The organism is Streptomyces camelliae, from assembly GCF_027625935.1.
GTDB lineage: Bacteria > Actinomycetota > Actinomycetes > Streptomycetales > Streptomycetaceae > Streptomyces > Streptomyces camelliae.
This window is the reverse complement of the sequence record NZ_CP115300.1, coordinates 4723048-4738235: the sequence shown is the minus strand read 5'-3', so window position 1 is coordinate 4738235 and position 15188 is coordinate 4723048. Positions and strand designations below refer to the sequence as shown.

At 70.8% G+C, this 15188-nt stretch carries 14 protein-coding genes and 1 tRNA gene; 9 read left to right on the top strand and 6 right to left on the bottom strand.

The annotated features are described in order from the left end of the window. Positions 1-35 precede the first annotated feature (35 nt). The 7 genes from O1G22_RS21515 (at position 36) to O1G22_RS21485 (ending at position 8145) form a co-directional block, all read left to right on the top strand. Complete coding sequence (locus O1G22_RS21515) at positions 36-689, top strand: SCO family protein (protein WP_270082828.1); 654 nt, start codon at positions 36-38, stop codon at positions 687-689. Then, on the top strand, positions 686-1159 hold the full coding sequence (locus O1G22_RS21510) for a copper chaperone PCu(A)C (RefSeq protein ID WP_374116190.1): 474 nt from the start codon (positions 686-688) through the stop codon (positions 1157-1159). Before O1G22_RS21515 ends, O1G22_RS21510 begins: the two co-directional genes overlap by 4 nt. Positions 1160-1176: 17 nt before the next feature. Then, positions 1177-3138 (top strand): copper resistance CopC/CopD family protein, encoded by a 1962-nt coding sequence (locus tag O1G22_RS21505; protein ID WP_270082827.1) that lies wholly within the window; start codon positions 1177-1179, stop codon positions 3136-3138. 7 nt (positions 3139-3145) lie between these two features. Next, positions 3146-4429, top strand: a complete 1284-nt coding sequence (gene efeB, locus O1G22_RS21500) for an iron uptake transporter deferrochelatase/peroxidase subunit (protein ID WP_270082826.1) — start codon at positions 3146-3148, stop codon at positions 4427-4429. 143 nt (positions 4430-4572) lie between these two features. Beyond that, positions 4573-5508, top strand: a complete 936-nt coding sequence (pheA, locus tag O1G22_RS21495) for a prephenate dehydratase (protein WP_270082825.1) — start codon at positions 4573-4575, stop codon at positions 5506-5508. 562 nt (positions 5509-6070) lie between these two features. Further along, positions 6071-7348, top strand: a complete 1278-nt coding sequence (gene serS / locus O1G22_RS21490; protein WP_270082824.1) for a serine--tRNA ligase — start codon at positions 6071-6073, stop codon at positions 7346-7348. Next, positions 7345-8145 carry an HAD family hydrolase gene (locus O1G22_RS21485; RefSeq protein WP_270082823.1) on the top strand — a complete coding sequence of 267 codons (801 nt, stop codon included), beginning with the start codon at positions 7345-7347 and terminating at the stop codon, positions 8143-8145. The genes serS and O1G22_RS21485 overlap by 4 nt, the downstream gene beginning before the upstream one ends. Positions 8146-8171: 26 nt before the next feature. Here O1G22_RS21485 and O1G22_RS21480 read toward each other — a convergent pair. The 6 genes from O1G22_RS21480 to O1G22_RS21455 all read right to left on the bottom strand — a co-directional run bounded on the left by O1G22_RS21480 (position 8172) and on the right by O1G22_RS21455 (position 12346). Further along, positions 8172-8257: transfer RNA gene (locus O1G22_RS21480), tRNA-Ser, on the bottom strand. A 256-nt stretch (positions 8258-8513) separates the two neighbouring features. Next, positions 8514-8765: an SGM_3592 family protein gene (locus O1G22_RS21475; protein WP_270082822.1), complete on the bottom strand. Its 252-nt coding sequence runs from the start codon at positions 8763-8765 to the stop codon at positions 8514-8516. Positions 8766-8844: 79 nt separating this feature from the next. Continuing rightward, the gene (locus O1G22_RS21470) at positions 8845-9564 is read right to left on the bottom strand and encodes an ABC transporter permease (protein WP_225099917.1); all 720 of its coding nucleotides are present in this window, start codon (positions 9562-9564) and stop codon (positions 8845-8847) included. A gap of 10 nt (positions 9565-9574) precedes the next feature. After that, complete coding sequence (locus O1G22_RS21465; RefSeq protein WP_225099918.1) at positions 9575-10486, bottom strand: ABC transporter ATP-binding protein; 912 nt, start codon at positions 10484-10486, stop codon at positions 9575-9577. Continuing rightward, the gene (locus O1G22_RS21460; RefSeq protein ID WP_270082821.1) at positions 10483-11391 is read right to left on the bottom strand and encodes an ABC transporter permease subunit; all 909 of its coding nucleotides are present in this window, start codon (positions 11389-11391) and stop codon (positions 10483-10485) included. The genes O1G22_RS21465 and O1G22_RS21460 overlap by 4 nt, the downstream gene beginning before the upstream one ends. Further along, the gene (locus O1G22_RS21455) at positions 11381-12346 is read right to left on the bottom strand and encodes an ABC transporter ATP-binding protein (protein WP_333492486.1); all 966 of its coding nucleotides are present in this window, start codon (positions 12344-12346) and stop codon (positions 11381-11383) included. The genes O1G22_RS21460 and O1G22_RS21455 overlap by 11 nt, the downstream gene beginning before the upstream one ends. Positions 12347-12593: 247 nt before the next feature. Here O1G22_RS21455 and O1G22_RS21450 point away from each other — a divergent pair, with 247 nt between their 5' ends. Further along, on the top strand, positions 12594-13436 hold the full coding sequence (locus tag O1G22_RS21450) for a M24 family metallopeptidase (protein ID WP_270082819.1): 843 nt from the start codon (positions 12594-12596) through the stop codon (positions 13434-13436). Continuing rightward, positions 13433-15187 (top strand): SDR family oxidoreductase, encoded by a 1755-nt coding sequence (locus O1G22_RS21445; protein WP_270082818.1) that lies wholly within the window; start codon positions 13433-13435, stop codon positions 15185-15187. Before O1G22_RS21450 ends, O1G22_RS21445 begins: the two co-directional genes overlap by 4 nt. The last annotated feature ends 1 nt before the right edge of the window (position 15188 follow it).

Sequence of the window (15188 nt, the reverse complement as noted above, 5' to 3'; positions counted from 1 at the left end):
GCGCACCGGAGTTCTCACATCTGGGACATTTTTCTATGCGCAAGAAGACGTTCGCCGCGGCCTCGCTGCTCGCTGCCGCCACCCTGACCCTCTCCGCCTGCGGCAGCGGCGACGACAGCAAGTCGCCGGTCACCGTGGTCTCCCAGGAGTCCGACTCGGGCAAGGCCGCCACCGTGCTCGACCAGCCCTTCGCCAAGCCGGACCTGGTCCTCACCGACACGCACGGCCAGAAGTACGACCTCCGCAAGGAGACCCAGGGCCATCCGACCCTCGTCTACTTCGGCTACACGCACTGCCCCGACATCTGCCCGACGACGATGAGCAACATCGCCGTCGCCAAGAAGGCGCTGCCCCAGGCCGAGCAGGACGACCTGCGGGTCGTGTTCGTCACCACCGACCCCGGCCGCGACACCCCCACCGAGCTGGGCAAGTGGCTCAAGGGCATCGACCCGCAGTTCATCGGCCTGACCGGGGACTTCGCCACGATCCAGGCCGGCGCCCGCTCGCTCGGCATCTCCGTGGAGCCGACGTCGAAGGACAAGAACGGCAAGCTCGTCTCCGTCCACGGCACCCAGGTCATCGCCTTCTCGCCGAAGACGAACGGCGGTTACGTCCTCTACGGCGAGGACGCCACGGTCGACGACTACACCAAGGGCCTGCCCAAGATCGTCAAGGGGGCCAACCCGTGAGGCACCCCGTGAGGCGCCGGGCCGTCCTGACCGCCGCCGCCCTCACCGGCACCCTGGCCCTCGCCGGCTGCTCGGACTCCGGGTCCGCGAGCGCCGGGGCCGAACTGTCGGTGAGCGGGGCGTACATACCCCAGCCGGTCTCCGCCGACATGGCCGCCGGCTTCCTGACGATCACCAACAAGGGCGGCGCGAAGGACGAGCTGACCTCGGTGACCAGCGATGACGCCGGCCAGATCACCATGCACAGCACCACCGGCGGTGCCATGCGGGAGCAGGCCTCCTTCGCCGTGCCCGCCCACGGTCAACTCGTGTTCAAAAGCGGCGGCAACCATCTGATGTTCGAGAAGCTGAAGCGACAGCCGAAGCAGGGCCAGACGGTCACCGTGAAGCTCACGTTCGCCGCGTCCGGGCCCCTCACCGTCGAGATGCCGGTGAAGTCCGCGACGTACAACCCGTCGACCGGCCACTGAGGGAGGGACCCACCACCGTGACGCGAACCATCACCCCCAGGCGACGCAGGGGCAGCCTGCGCACCCTGGTGCTGCTGCTCCTCGCCGTCGCCGGCGCGCTGCTCGCGGGCGCCGCCCCGGCCTCCGCGCACGCCGCGCTGACCGGCAGCGATCCCGCGCAGGGGGTGGTGGTCAAGCAGGCACCCAGCCAGGTGGCGCTCACCTTCTCCGAGAAGGTGGCGATGAACGACGACTCCCTGCGCGTCCTCGATCCCCGGGGCAAGCCGGTCCAGACCGGCAAGCCCGCCGACCTGAGCGGGACGACCTACGGCATCCAGCTCAAGAGCGGCCTGGGCAAGGGCACCTACACGGTCACCTACCAGGTCGTCTCGGCCGACAGCCACCCCGTCTCCGGCGCCTACACCTTCTCCATCGGGACGCCCTCGCCGACGGTCGTCTCCGGCACCGGGCCGACCGCGGGCGGCGGCACCGTGGGCATGCTCTACGCACTCGGGCGGTACGCGTCGTACGCCGGCTTCATCGTGCTCGCCGGCGGCGCGGCCTTCGTGCTCGCCTGCTGGCAGCGCGGCGCGGGCGTACAGGCCGTCCAGCGACTGATCGTCGGCGGCTGGCTCACGCTCGCCGCGGCCACCCTGTGGCTGCTGCTCCTGCGCGGCTCGTACACCACCTCGGGGACGTTCGGCGACGTCTTCGACCTCGGGCTGCTCGGGCAGGTGCTGCAGACCAAGACGGGCGCGACCCTGGTCTCCCGGCTGCTGCTGCTCGCCGCCGCCGCACTGTTCGTCACCGTCCTCTTCGGCGCCTACACCAAGCGCGAGGAGGGCCAGGAGAAGCGTGATCTGACCTTCGGGCTGGCGATCGGCGGAGGGGTCGTCGCGGCCGGGCTCGCGACCAGCTGGGCCATGGCCGAGCACGCCTCGGTCGGGCTCCAGCCGGGCATCGCCATGCCCGTCGACGTCGTCCATCTGCTCGCCGTCGCCACCTGGCTGGGCGGGCTCACCACCCTCCTGGTCGCCCTGTACCGGGCGCCCGCCGAGACACCGGTGGAAGCCGCCGCCGTGCGCCGCTTCTCCCGGCTGGCCTTCGGGTCCGTCGTCGTGCTCGCCGGAACCGGCACCTACCAGTCCTGGCGCCAGCTCGGCTCCTGGTCGGCCTTCACCGACACCCGGTACGGACAGCTGCTGCTGGTCAAGATCGGGCTGGTGGCTGTGCTGGTCGCCATCGCGTCGATGTCACGGCGGTGGACGCGACGGCTCGCCGTCGGTGCCGACACGGTCCCGGCCACAGTGGAGGAACGCGAGAAGGTCACGTCGCCTGCCGCATCGGAGACCGCGTCCGGTGCCGTACCGGAGGGCGCATCCGACGCAGCGGCGCAACCCGCGCCCGGCACCGGCGACTCCCGGCGGGCCGCGCAGCTCGCCCGGCAGCGGGCCGCGATGGACACCGCCCGGCGCAAGCGGATGCGCGACGGCGACCCCCACCGCTTCGGGCTGCGCCGCTCGGTGCTCGCCGAGGCCGGTGTCGCGGTCGTCCTCCTCGCCGTCACCACCGCGCTCACCCAGACCGAGCCGGGCCGCACCGAGCTGGAAGCCAAGGCCGCCACCTCGTCCTCCGGTCCGGCCACGGCGCCCACGAACGGCGCGCTGACCCTGGACATGCCCTTCGACACCGGCGGCACCAACGGCAAGGGGGTCGTCAGCGTCGACCTCGACCCCGCGGGCGTGGGCGCCAACGAGATGCACGTCTACGTCCAGACGCCCGGCGGGAAGCCCTACGACATACCCGAGGTGAAGGTCGCCTTCACCCTGGAGGCGAAGAAGATCGGCCCGCTTCCCGTGACCCCCGACCACATCACGACCGGCCACTGGTCGGCGAGCGGAGTGCAGATTCCCATGGCCGGCGACTGGAAGATCGCCGTCACCGTGCGGACCTCCGACATCGACCAGGTGACCGTCTCCAAGAACGCGCAGATCGGCTGAACGACCCATGCCCGACCAGTCCATCCCCCAGACCCGAACCTCCCCCGAGGCGGCGGAGGAGCCGACGTCCGCCGGGGGCCGGGGCGTCTCCCGGCGCGCCCTGCTCGGCACCGCGGGCGCCACCGGGCTCGTGCTCGGCGCGGCAGGCGGTGCCGTGGGCTACGCCGCCGCGCCCGCCCCGGCCACCCCGCTGTCCTCGGTGGGCTCCGAGCGGGCGATGTTTCACGGGAAACATCAGCCCGGCATCACCGAGGGCCTCCAGGCGCGCGGCCATCTCGTCGCCTTCGACCTGGCGGCGGGCGCCGGGCGCAAGGAGGCCGCGGCCCTGCTGCGCCGCTGGTCGACAACGGCCGAACGGCTGATGGCCGGCGAGGCCGCGCCGCACGACGACACCGACGTGGCCCGTGACGCGGGCCCCTCCGCGCTGACGATCACCTTCGGCTTCGGGCACGGCTTCTTCGGCAGGACGGGCCTGGAGAAGCAGCGGCCGAGCGCGCTGGACCCGCTGCCGGACTTCTCCTCCGACCAGCTGGACAAGGCACGCAGCGACGGCGACCTGTGGGTGCAGATCGGTGCGAACGACGCCCTGGTCGCCTTCCACGCCCTGCGCGCGATCCAGAAGGACGCGGGCGGCGCGGCCCGGCTGCGCTGGCAGATGAACGGCTTCAACCGCACCCCGGGCGCCACCGCGCACCCCATGACGGCCCGCAACCTCATGGGCCAGCTCGACGGCACCCGCAATCCGAAGCCCACCGACTCCGACTTCGACCAGCGCATCTTCGTACCCGCCTCGGGCGAGCCCGCCTGGATGGCGAACGGCTCCTACGCCGTCGTACGCCGCATCCGCATGCTCCTGGACGACTGGGAGAAGCTGTCGGTGGCGGCCCAGGAGGCGGTCATCGGGCGGCGGAAGTCCAACGGGGCGCCGCTGTCCGGGGGCGACGAGACGACGCCGATGGACCTGGAGAAGGCCGACGCCAAGGGCCAGTACGTCGTCCCGCTCAACGCGCACGCCCGGATCACCCGGCCCGACAAGAACGGCGGCGCCGCCATGCTGCGGCGCCCGTTCTCCTACCACGACGGCTTCGAGGCGGACGGCACGCCCGATGCCGGTCTCCTCTTCGTCTGCTGGCAGGCGGACCCGCTGCGCGGCTTCGTACCGGTGCAGCGCAAGCTCGACCGGGGCGACGCGCTGTCGCAGTTCATCCGGCACGAGGCGAGCGCACTGTTCGCGGTGCCGGGCGGGGCGGCGAAGGGCGAGTACGTGGGGCAGCGGCTGCTGGAGGGCTGATCCGGCGCGAACCAGAGCGCTGAATCCGGCGCCGGAAGAGAAAATCCAGCCTTTCTGCTGCTTTCCTGGTTCAAACCACTCGGTCGAGTGGATCTCATGAGACACCCGCGCCGAGGCAGCCTGCGGCCATTAGGGTGAGGGACATGCCAGCGAGCTATGCGTATCTCGGCCCCGAGGGCACCTTCACCGAAGTCGCCCTGCGGACGCTCCCGGAATCGGCCACCCGGGAGCTGATCCCGTACGTGTCGGTGCAGTCCGCGCTGGACGCGGTGCGGGCGGGCGAGGCCGAGGCCGCGTTCGTGCCGATCGAGAACTCCGTCGAGGGCGGGATCACCACCACGCTGGACGAGCTGGTCGCGGGCGAGCCGCTGACCATCTACCGCGAGGTGCTGCTGTCGATCACCTTCGCGCTGCTGGTCCGGCCCGGCACGAAGCTCACGGACATCAAGACGGTCTCCGCCCACCCGGCCGCCCAGTCACAGGTGCGGAACTGGCTGCGGAACAACCTCCCCGACGCCGCCTGGGAGTCGGCCGCCTCCAACGCGGACGCCGCCCGTCTGGTGCAGGAGGGCCGCTACGACGCCGCCTTCGCCGGTGAGTTCGCCGCCTCCCGGTACGGCCTTGAGGCCCTGGAGACCGGGATCCACGACTTCCCGGAGACCGCGCAGACCCGGTTCGTGCTGGTCGGCCGCCCCGCCCGGCCCGCCGCACCGACCGGCGCCGACAAGACCTCCGTGGTGCTGTGGCAGCGCGACGACCACCCCGGCGGCCTGCGCGACCTGCTCGGCGAGTTCGCCTCGCGCGGCATCAACCTCATGCTGCTGCAGTCCCGGCCGACCGGCGCCGGGATCGGCAACTACTGCTTCTGCATCGACGCCGAGGGCCATATCTCCGACCGGCGGATGGCGGAGGCGCTGACAGGGCTGAAGCGGATCTGTCTCCAGGTGCGCTTCCTCGGCTCCTACCCGCGCGCGGACATCACGCCGGCCGAGGCCCCGGCGACCCGGCAGGGGACGTCGGACGAGGAGTTCGTGGCGGCGGCGGACTGGGTGGCGCGCTGCCAGGACGGCCGATTCTAGCCAGTCCTACCTGCATATCATCGTTATCCACAGGAGTTATCCACAGGTCCGCTTCTCGACCTGGGGACAAGTCGACAAGGGTGCGTGAGTCGGTCGACAAATCGCCCCTCATGCCCCCGATGCCGCCACCGGGCCGCACCTCACCCTTCGTCCACTCGTTTCCTTTGATTCATCTTTTGGGGCGACCGCTTTCCACCCGAAAGTGGGTGTCACCCAGGTTTGCCCTGGGAATTCTTCAGTTCGCCGCACAGTTCCGGAGTGATCAATTCCGAAGTCCACAGATCTTCCACACAGCCTGTGGATAACTCTCCGGAGGGTGTGGATTCCTGTGGACAGTGAGGCCGCGAAGTCCCGTTCTCCACAAGGAAATCCGGTCAACCGGGCACCAGGGGCCTGCTCCGTCCCAGGGAATGAGACACTTTCGCTTGACGCGCTTCTGGCGCGTACTCACACGTTCCGCAATTTACGCATAACGGAACGTAAGCATCGAAATAGTGGCTGATCGGAACTCCGCCGAATAGTGATTCGTGAGCGGCGAGCCCGCACCGGTAGCCTTGACCTTGTGATTGACCTTCGCCTGCTTCGTGAGGACCCCGACCGTGTGCGCGCGTCCCAGCGCGCCCGTGGAGAGGATGTCGCCCTCGTCGACTCCCTCCTGTCTGCCGACGAGCGGCGCAGGTCCTCCGGCGTCCGCTTCGACGAGCTGCGCGCCGAGCAGAAGCAGCTCGGCAAGCAGATCCCCAAGGCAACCGGCGACGAGAAGGCCGAGCTGCTGAAGCGCGCCGAGCAGCTGAAGGCCGACGTCAAGGCCGCCGACGCCGAGCGCGACGCGGCCGACGCCGAGACCCAGGAGCTGCTGCTCCAGCTCGGCAACCTCGTCCACCCCGACGTGCCCGTCGGCGGCGAGGAGGACTTCGTCACGCTGGAGACGCACGGCACGATCCGGGACTTCGGTGCCGAGGGCTTCGCGCCCAAGGACCACCTGGAGCTCGGCCAGCTGCTCGGCGCGATCGACGTCGAGCGCGGCGCCAAGGTCTCCGGCTCCCGCTTCTACTTCCTCACCGGCGTCGGCGCCCTGCTGGAGCTGGCCCTGGTGAACGCGGCGATGGCCCAGGCCACCGCGGCCGGCTTCACGCCGATGCTCACCCCGGCGCTGGTGCGCCCGCAGTCCATGGCGGGCACCGGCTTCCTCGGCCAGGCGGCCCAGGACGTCTACCACCTCGACAAGGACGACCTGTACCTGGTCGGCACCTCCGAGGTCGCCCTCGCGTCCTATCACATGGACGAGATCATCGACGCCGACCGGCTGCCGCTGCGCTACGCGGGCTTCTCCCCGTGCTTCCGCCGCGAGGCCGGCTCGCACGGCAAGGACACCCGGGGCATCTTCCGGGTGCACCAGTTCGACAAGGTCGAGATGTTCTCGTACGTCGACCCCGAGGACTCCCAGAACGAGCACCGGCGTCTGCTGGAGTGGGAGAAGCAGTGGCTGACCTCGCTGGAGCTGCCGTTCCGCGTGATCGACGTCGCCACCGCCGACCTCGGCTCCTCGGCCGCCCGCAAGTTCGACTGCGAGGCGTGGATCCCGACCCAGGGCAAGTACCGCGAGCTGACCTCGACCTCGGACTGCACCGAGTTCCAGTCCCGGCGCCTGTCGATCCGGATGCGTGACGGCAAGCAGGTCAGGCCGCTCGCCACGCTCAACGGCACGCTGTGCGCCGTACCGCGGACGATCGTGGCGATCCTGGAGAACCACCAGCTGGCCGACGGCTCCGTCCGGGTCCCCGAGGTGCTGCGCCCGTACCTGGGCGGCCGGGAGGTTCTGGAGCCGGTCGCCAAGTGACCGGTTTCCCGTACCGACTGATCGCCACCGACCTCGACGGAACGCTCCTGCGCTCCGACGAGTCGGTCTCGCAGCGCACGCGTGACGCGCTCGCCGCGGCCACCGCGGCGGGCGCCGCGCACATCGTCGTCACCGGCCGCGCGGTCCCGTGGACCCGGCACATCCTGGACGACCTCGGCTACGACGGCCTCGCCGTCTGCGGCCAGGGCGCACAGGTCTACGACGCCGGCGCGCACCGCCTGCTGACCTCGGTCACCCTGGACCGTCAGCTGGCGGGCGTGGCCCTGGCCAAGATCGAGGCCGAGGTGGGCCCGCTGTATCTCGCGGCCAGCCGGGACGGCCTGGACGGCGAGGTGCTGGTGGGTCCGGGGTACGCGGTCACGGGCAGGCTCCCCGCCACCCCCTTCACGGACGCGTCCGACCTGTGGACGGCGCCGCTGAACAAGATCTACATACAGCATCCGACGCTGTCCGACGACGAGTTGGCGCAGGCGGCCCAGCGCGCGGCCGGCGGCTTCGTCACTGTGGCCATGGCGGGCGAGGGCATCGTGGAACTGCTCCCGCTCGGCCTGTCCAAGGCGACGGGGCTGTCTCTGGCGGCCCGCCGCCTGGGTCTCAAGGCGGCCGACACGATCGCCTTCGGCGACATGCCCAACGACATCCCGATGTTCGCCTGGTCCTCCCGGGGTGTGGCGATGGCCAACGCCCACGAGGCGCTCCGCGAGGTGGCCGACGAAGTGACCGCCTCCAACGAGGAGGACGGCATCGCGGTGGCGCTGGAGCGGTTGCTGGGCTGAGCCTGCGGTGTCTTCTGCTTCTTCTGCGGAGGATGCACGGATCGAACGTGCGCGGGGTTGTCCCCCGACCACGGCTTAGCAAGCCGGTGCCTTACCACTCGGCCAATCCTCCGGGTGGGCGGCCCACGCGAGCGCAGCGCTCACGTGCTCGAAGAGGCCGCCCCGGGCGGTTCCTGTGGCTCCACGGCGGGGTAACTACACCGGAGCCGGCCTCGGACCGCCCTGTCGGGAGCTGGGCGTACTGCCGTGCATGGACATCGCCCACCTCCACTCCCGGATCGCGGCGCCGGGACATTCCCGGCGGATGGGCTGCAACCACTCTGCCCCGCCGCCGAGTTGGACGCCACCGAATTACGCGGCGCTCCGCCCTATCGCCGACGCCACCTGCGTCGCCGCGCCTTGCTGAAGAACCAGCCCGCCGGCGGCTCGTCGGAGCGCCACGGCTGCGGCTCGGGCTCCTCGGCGCGCCAGCGGGCGGCGAGCATACGGGCCCGCGCCGACGGCTCGGAGGTCTCGGCGCCCCGGATGAACTCCTCGTCCAGGACGAGCCCGTCCAGCCCGTCCCGGACGTCGCCCTCAAGGCGCCCGTGCCCGTCGTGTGCGGGTATCTCCTCTGCCATCGACGACCTCCTAGCCCTACGTCCTGCTTTGTCCAGTGTGCCCGGCCCGGTGTGAAGCCCCCGTCAAGCGGCCGGAGGCCTACTCCTCGCCCGTGAGCTTCAGTGCCCGCAGCTTCTGGCCGGCGTACCAGGTCGCCAGCACCGTGACGACCACCAGCAGCACGGTGGCCGTCGGCAGGCCCACGTAGGAGGTCACGAGGTCCCCGCCGGCCACCTTGTGGGCGACGGCCAGCGACCACTGCTGGACGCTGAGCGTGCGCGCGCCGGGCACCAGGGAGCCGAACAGCGCCTCCCAGACCAGCGCGTAGACCAGTCCGAAGACCACCGCGTGCCGGGAGACCGTGCCCAGCAGCAGGAACAGCGCCGAGTAGGCGATGGAGGAGACCAGCGCGGCGACCGTGTAGGCGACGGCGATCTGCTGGCCGTTGCCGTTGAGGATCAGGCCCGCGATCAGGGTCGGCACCGCCGAGAAGACCATGGTCACGGCGATGGCGACGATCAGCTTGGTGAAGATGATCGCGGGCCGCTTCAGCGGTTTGGACAGCAGGTAGACGACGGAGCCGTCGTCGATCTCGGGGCCGATCGCGCCCGTGCCCGCGATGACGCCGATGATCGGCACCATCGTGGCGATGGCGAAGCCGCCGAGGACGTCGGACGCGGTCTGGTCGTCGGCTCCGGTCAGGGCCCGCACGGCCACCGAGAGCACGATCAGGAGCAGCGGCAGCGCGCCGAGGATGAGGGCCCGGCGACGGCCGAGCAGGGCCCGGTAGGTGAGCCGGGCGACGGTGGGGTCGTACATCTTCGGCCTCCTACGCCGCGACCAGGTACGAAAAGACGGACTCCAGGGACTCGTCGGACGGCGAGACCGTGAGGAGCCGGATGCCGTGGTCCCGGGCGACCTTCGGCAGCAGGGCGGTGAAGCGGCCGAAGTCGACGGCCTGGACGCGCAGCGCGCCCTCGCTGTGGTCGACCTCGATGCCGGCCGTCGAGGGGTCGGCGATCAGCGCGGCCGCGAGGGCGCGGTCGTCACTGGAACGCACCAGGTAGCGGTGCGGGCGGTCGGTCATCAGGCGGCGGATCTTGCGGAAGTCGCCGCTGGCCGCGTGCCTGCCGGCGACGACGACCTCGATGTGCCGGGCGAGTTGCTCGACCTCTTCGAGGATGTGCGAGGAGAACAGCACCGTGCGGCCCTCGTCGCCCATCTTCCGCAGCAGGTCCATCAGTTGCATGCGCTGACGCGGGTCCATGCCGTTGAACGGCTCGTCCAGCAGGAGCAGCGAGGGCTCGTGGACGAGGGCGCTCGCCATCTTCACGCGCTGGCGCATGCCCTTGGAGTACGTGGCGATCTTGCGGTCCTGCGCATACTCCATCTCGACCGTGGCGAGCGCCCGTTGGGCCGCCTTGTCGCCCAGGCCGTGCAACTCGGCGTTGGCGACGACGAACTCGCGGCCGGTGAGGAAGTCGTACATCGCCTCGCGCTCGGGGACGATGCCGATGTGCCGGTAGATCTGCTCGTTGCGCCACACCTGCTGTCCGTCGAGGGTGACGGTGCCGGTGGAGGGGGCGAGGAAGCCACCCATCATGTTGATCAGGGTGGACTTTCCGGCGCCGTTGGGGCCGAGCAGGCCGGTGACGCCGGGTCCGATGGTCATGGTGATGTCGTTGACGGCGACCACGTTGCCGAACCAGCGGGAGACGTGGTCGATGACGAGCGTGGTCACAGTCCCACCTTCTTGTAGCGGCGCATCAGCAGGCCGTAGCTGCCGGCGATCAGGGCGAGCACGACCAGGACGTAGACCACGCCCTGTCCGGCCGACGGGCTGACGCCTCCGGGGTTGCGGGCGGTCGCGCCCAGGAAGGCCGCCTGGACGCCGTCGATGAGGGTGACCGGTGAGAACAGGCCGATCCACGGAATGGCGCTCGCGTGGTTGTGCACGTCGGAGATGGCCTGGAGCGTGGAGACGGCGCCGTAGGAGATGATCATGACGGCGATCACAGCGGCGATGCCGAAGCCCCGGCGCGGAGTGACGGCGGCGATGACGAGGCCGATGCCGGCGAACAGCAGGGAGAGCAGCGCCACGGAGACCAGTCCCTCGGCGAATTCCTTCGTCTGGTGGGCGAAGCCCAGCTTGGCCAGCAGCGCGCCCACGTACATCACGAGCAGGGGGGCGCCGGTGAGGATGAAGATCGCCGAGGCGAGTGCCGCGAACTTGGCGCGGACGTAGTCGGCGGTCTCGATGGGCCGCGAGAAGTACAGCGGTACGGTCTTGAAGCGCAGGTCGCGGGAGACGGACTGGGGCGCCTGGGAGGCGACGTACAGGCTGATCACGGCCTGCAGCAGGATCGCGTAGCGGGTGTAGGCGACCGGCAGTTCGTGCGCCTTGGTGAAGACCGCGACGGCCACCATGATGGCGGCGGGCACGCACATCACCGCGAACAGCAGCATCGGCAGCACCTTGGACTTGGCCGAGCGGCCGAGTCCGTAGGCGCCGCGCAGGGACTGCGCGTACAGCGAGCGGCGGGCGTAGGCGCGGCCGAGGCGGGGGCCGTCGTAGCCGCGGTAGCCGATGTCGTGGATGCGGGTCTGGTCGCCGGCGGGGGCGGCCAGGGGGTGCTCAACCGCCATGGACGGCCGCCTCCTTGCGCTGCTCGTCGCTGTCCCGGAAGACCTCCGAGATGTGGTGCCGGCGCTGCTCCATGCGCACCAGGCCGAGGCCGAGGTCGGCGACGACGTCCCGGACGAGGTCGTAGATCTCCTCGCCCTCGGCGGTCAGCAACAGGATGTGTCCCGCGCCGGGGAGTCCCGCGCCTTCGCCCTGGGTGTCGACCCCGCGCGCGTGGAGCGCCTCGCGGACCGCGCGGGTGCCGTCGGGGTGGGTCTCGCTGTCGGTGACCTCGATCGCGAGGGTGGTCGTGGTCTGGGTGAAGTCGGTGGTGGAGCTGGAGCGCAGGAGCTTGCCGCCGTCGATGACGACGACGTGGTCGCAGGTACGCTCCAGCTCGCCCAGCAGGTGGGAGGTGACCAGGACCGAGATGCCGAAGTCGGTGTGGATGCGGCGGATCAGGCCGAGCATGTCGTCCCGGCCGACCGGGTCGAGGCCGTTGGTCGGCTCGTCCAGGAAGACCAGCTGCGGGTCGTGCACCAGCGCCTGGGCGAGCTTCACCCGCTGCTTCATGCCGGTCGAGTAGCCGCCGATGGGGCGGTAGCGCTCCTCGTACAGGCCGACGTGGCGCAGGGTGTCCGCGGTGCGCTCGCGAGCGGCGGTCGGCGGCAGGCCGGACATGCGCGCCATGTGGACGACGAACTCGGTGGCCGAGACGTCCGGTGGCAGACAGTCGTGCTCCGGCATGTACCCGACGCGCTCGCGGATGGTGCCGCCCTTGGTGGCGACGTCCAGGCCGAGCACCTCGGCACGGCCCTCCGTGGCGGGGGACAGCCCCAGCAGGATCTTGATCAGGGTGGACTTGCCGGCGCCGTTGGCTCCGACGAGTCCGGTCACACCGGCTCCGATGTCCACGGACAGCCGGTCGAGAGCGGTCACCCGGGGGAACCGCTTGCTCAGGCTTTCGGTCGCGATCACAGTCACGCCTTCGACCGTAGTGATTCAGGCCACGCCGGTCGTCAGACCTCAGAGCCGTCTTGGCGTCAGACCCAGGTATTACGGGACCCTAAGGGATGCCCCACCCAAGGGTTACCGCGGGTTTTCCACAGCCTGACATCCCTCCTATTGACGCCGCCTCTAACAACTGTCACATTCACCAGTGTCAAGTTACGGACGCGTACCGCAGCCGATGGGACGAATCGGCGGCACGACGGGACGGGGCGGCATGACGACGGCAGTGAGCAGCGAACTCTCCGTGGAGCTGCGGGGGTTCAGGCGGGTGCAGCGCCTCGCCTACGAGTGCGCGGAGGCGGTCGCGGCGCGGCTGGAGCCGGGCGTGACCGAGTGCGAGGCGGCGCGGATGCAGCGCGAGTGGCTGCGCGAGCGCGGGGTGCGGGACTGGTTCCATCTGCCCTTCGCCTGGTTCGGCGACCGCACCGCGTTCGTGAACTTCCGCATACCCCTGCAGTTCTTCCCGACCGACCGCGCCCTGGCGCCCGGGATGCCGTTCATCCTGGACATGGCGCCGGTCTACGAGGGATACACGGCGGACATCGGCTACTCGGGCTCCCTCGGGGTGAACCCGGTGCAGGACCGGCTGCTGGCCGACCTGGAGGCACACCGCGAACTGATCCTGCGCGAGGTGCGCGAGCGGCGCCCGCTGCGCGAGATCTACGAGGACGTGGACCGGCTCATGGTCCGCCAGGGCTACGCCAACCGGCACCGCGCGTACCCGTTCGGGGTGATCGCCCACAAGGTGGACCGGGTGAAGCAGCGCCGTTTCTCGCCGCACCTGTTCGGGTTCGGCACGCAGTCCCTGAAGGGTCTGGCCGCCGACGCGCTGCACGGCCACCGCGAGGGCTGGTCGCCCCTGTGGTCGCCGTACCGCTTCTCCGACCACCCGCCGCGGCCGGGCCTGTGGGCGGTCGAACCCCACCTCGGCTTCCGGGGTACGGGCGCGAAGTTCGAGGAGATCCTCGTGGTCACCGACTCCAAGGACCCCGAACAGAGCGCGTTCTGGCTGGACGACGATCTGCCGCACGTGCGGCGCTGGGCGGAGGAGAAGTGACGCTGGAAGGGGCGCGGGAGCGCCGCATAGCCACCGGCGGGGTCGAGCTGTGCGTGGCCGAGCTGGGCGATCCGGAAGCGCCGACGGTGGTGCTGGTGCACGGCTACCCGGACAGCAAGGAGGTCTGGTCCGAGGTCGCCGTCCGCCTCGCCGGCCGCTTCCACGTGGTGCTGTACGACGTCCGCGGCCACGGCCGCTCGACGGCACCGAAACCGCTGCGCGGCGGATTCACCCTCGCCAAGCTCACCGACGACTTCCTGGCCGTGCTGGACGCCGTCAGCCCGGACCGGCCGGTGCACCTGGTCGGGCACGACTGGGGCTCGGTGCAGTCGTGGGAGTTCGTCACGGTGAGCCGCACGGAGGGCCGTATCGCCTCCTTCACCTCGATCTCCGGCCCGTCCCTGGACCACTTCGGGCACTGGATCAACGCGCGCGTGAAGCGTCCGACGCCCCGCCGGGTGGGCCAGCTGCTCGGCCAGGGCGCCAAGTCCTGGTACGTGTACCTGCTGCACACGCCCGCCCTGCCCGAGCTGGCCTGGCGCGGCCCGCTCGGCAAGCGCTGGCCGGGCATCCTGGAGCGGGTCGAGAAGGTCCCCGGCGGCGACTACCCGACCGCGTCCCTCCCCTCCGATGCGGCGCACGGCGCCTGGCTGTACCGGGACAACGTCCGCGCCCGGCTGACCAGGCCCCGCGCCGACGCGTACGCACACGCGCCCGTGCAGCTCATCACGCCCCAGGCGGACGCATTCCTCTCCGAGCGGCTCTACGACGACCTGGAGCGGTGGGTGCCCCAGCTGACCCGCCGCACACTCCCGGCCCGGCACTGGGTCCCGCGCACCCGGCCCGACCACGTCGCCTCCTGGATCGAGGAGTTCATCATGTCCGTCGACGGCGGCCGTCCCGAGCCGAAGGCCACCGGCCGTCACGCCGCCCGGTTCGGCGGGCAGTTGGTGCTGGTCACCGGCGCGGGCAGCGGTATCGGCCGGGCCACGGCGTTCGCCTTCGCGGAGGCCGGCGCGCGCGTGGTCGCCGTCGACCGCGACGCCGAGGCCGCCGCCCGCACCGCCGAGCTGTCCCGGCTGATCGGCGCACCCGAGGCCTGGGCGGAGACCGCCGACGTCTCCGACGAGCAGGCGATGGAGAAGCTCGCCGAGAAGGTGCACCGCGCGTACGGCGTGCTGGACGTGCTGGTCAACAACGCGGGCATCGGCCTGTCCGGCTCCTTCTTCGCCACGACGACGGACGACTGGCGCAAGGTCCTGGACGTGAACCTGTGGGGCGTGATCCACGGCTGCCGGCTCTTCGGCGCGCGGATGAGCGAGCGCGGCCAGGGCGGCCACATCGTCAACGTCGCCTCCGCGGCGGCCTACCAGCCCTCCCGCGCGCTGTCGGCCTACAGCACCTCCAAGGCGGCGGTGCTGATGCTCTCCGAGTGCCTGCGCGCCGAACTCGCCGGGCAGGACATCGGGGTGAGCGCGATCTGCCCCGGGTTCGTCAACACGAACATCACCTCCACGGCCCGCTTCGCCGGCGTCGACGAGGCGGAGGAGCGCCGCCGCCAGAAGAACTCGGCCCGGCTGTACGGCATGCGCAACTACCCGCCGGAGAAGGTGGCCTCGGCGATCCTGGACGCGGTGAGCCGCGACAAGGCGGTCGTCCCGGTCACCCCGGAGGCTCGCGGCGCCCACCTCATGTCCCGTTTCCTGCCGGGGGCGTTGCGGCGCATCGCGCGCGTGGAGCCGAGGCTGTGAC

Excerpts from the sequence above, each read along its gene's own strand:
- O1G22_RS21515 (WP_270082828.1), top strand. The coding sequence starts at position 36 with ATGCGCAAGAAGACGTTCGCCGCGGCCTCGCTGCTCGCTGCCGCCACC.
- efeB (WP_270082826.1), top strand. The coding sequence starts at position 3,146 with ATGCCCGACCAGTCCATCCCCCAGACCCGAACCTCCCCCGAGGCGGCG.
- pheA (WP_270082825.1), top strand. The coding sequence starts at position 4,573 with ATGCCAGCGAGCTATGCGTATCTCGGCCCCGAGGGCACCTTCACCGAA.
- O1G22_RS21475 (WP_270082822.1), bottom strand. The coding sequence starts at position 8,765 with ATGGCAGAGGAGATACCCGCACACGACGGGCACGGGCGCCTTGAGGGC.
- O1G22_RS21470 (WP_225099917.1), bottom strand. The coding sequence starts at position 9,564 with ATGTACGACCCCACCGTCGCCCGGCTCACCTACCGGGCCCTGCTCGGC.
- O1G22_RS21460 (WP_270082821.1), bottom strand. The coding sequence starts at position 11,391 with ATGGCGGTTGAGCACCCCCTGGCCGCCCCCGCCGGCGACCAGACCCGC.
- O1G22_RS21450 (WP_270082819.1), top strand. The coding sequence starts at position 12,594 with ATGACGACGGCAGTGAGCAGCGAACTCTCCGTGGAGCTGCGGGGGTTC.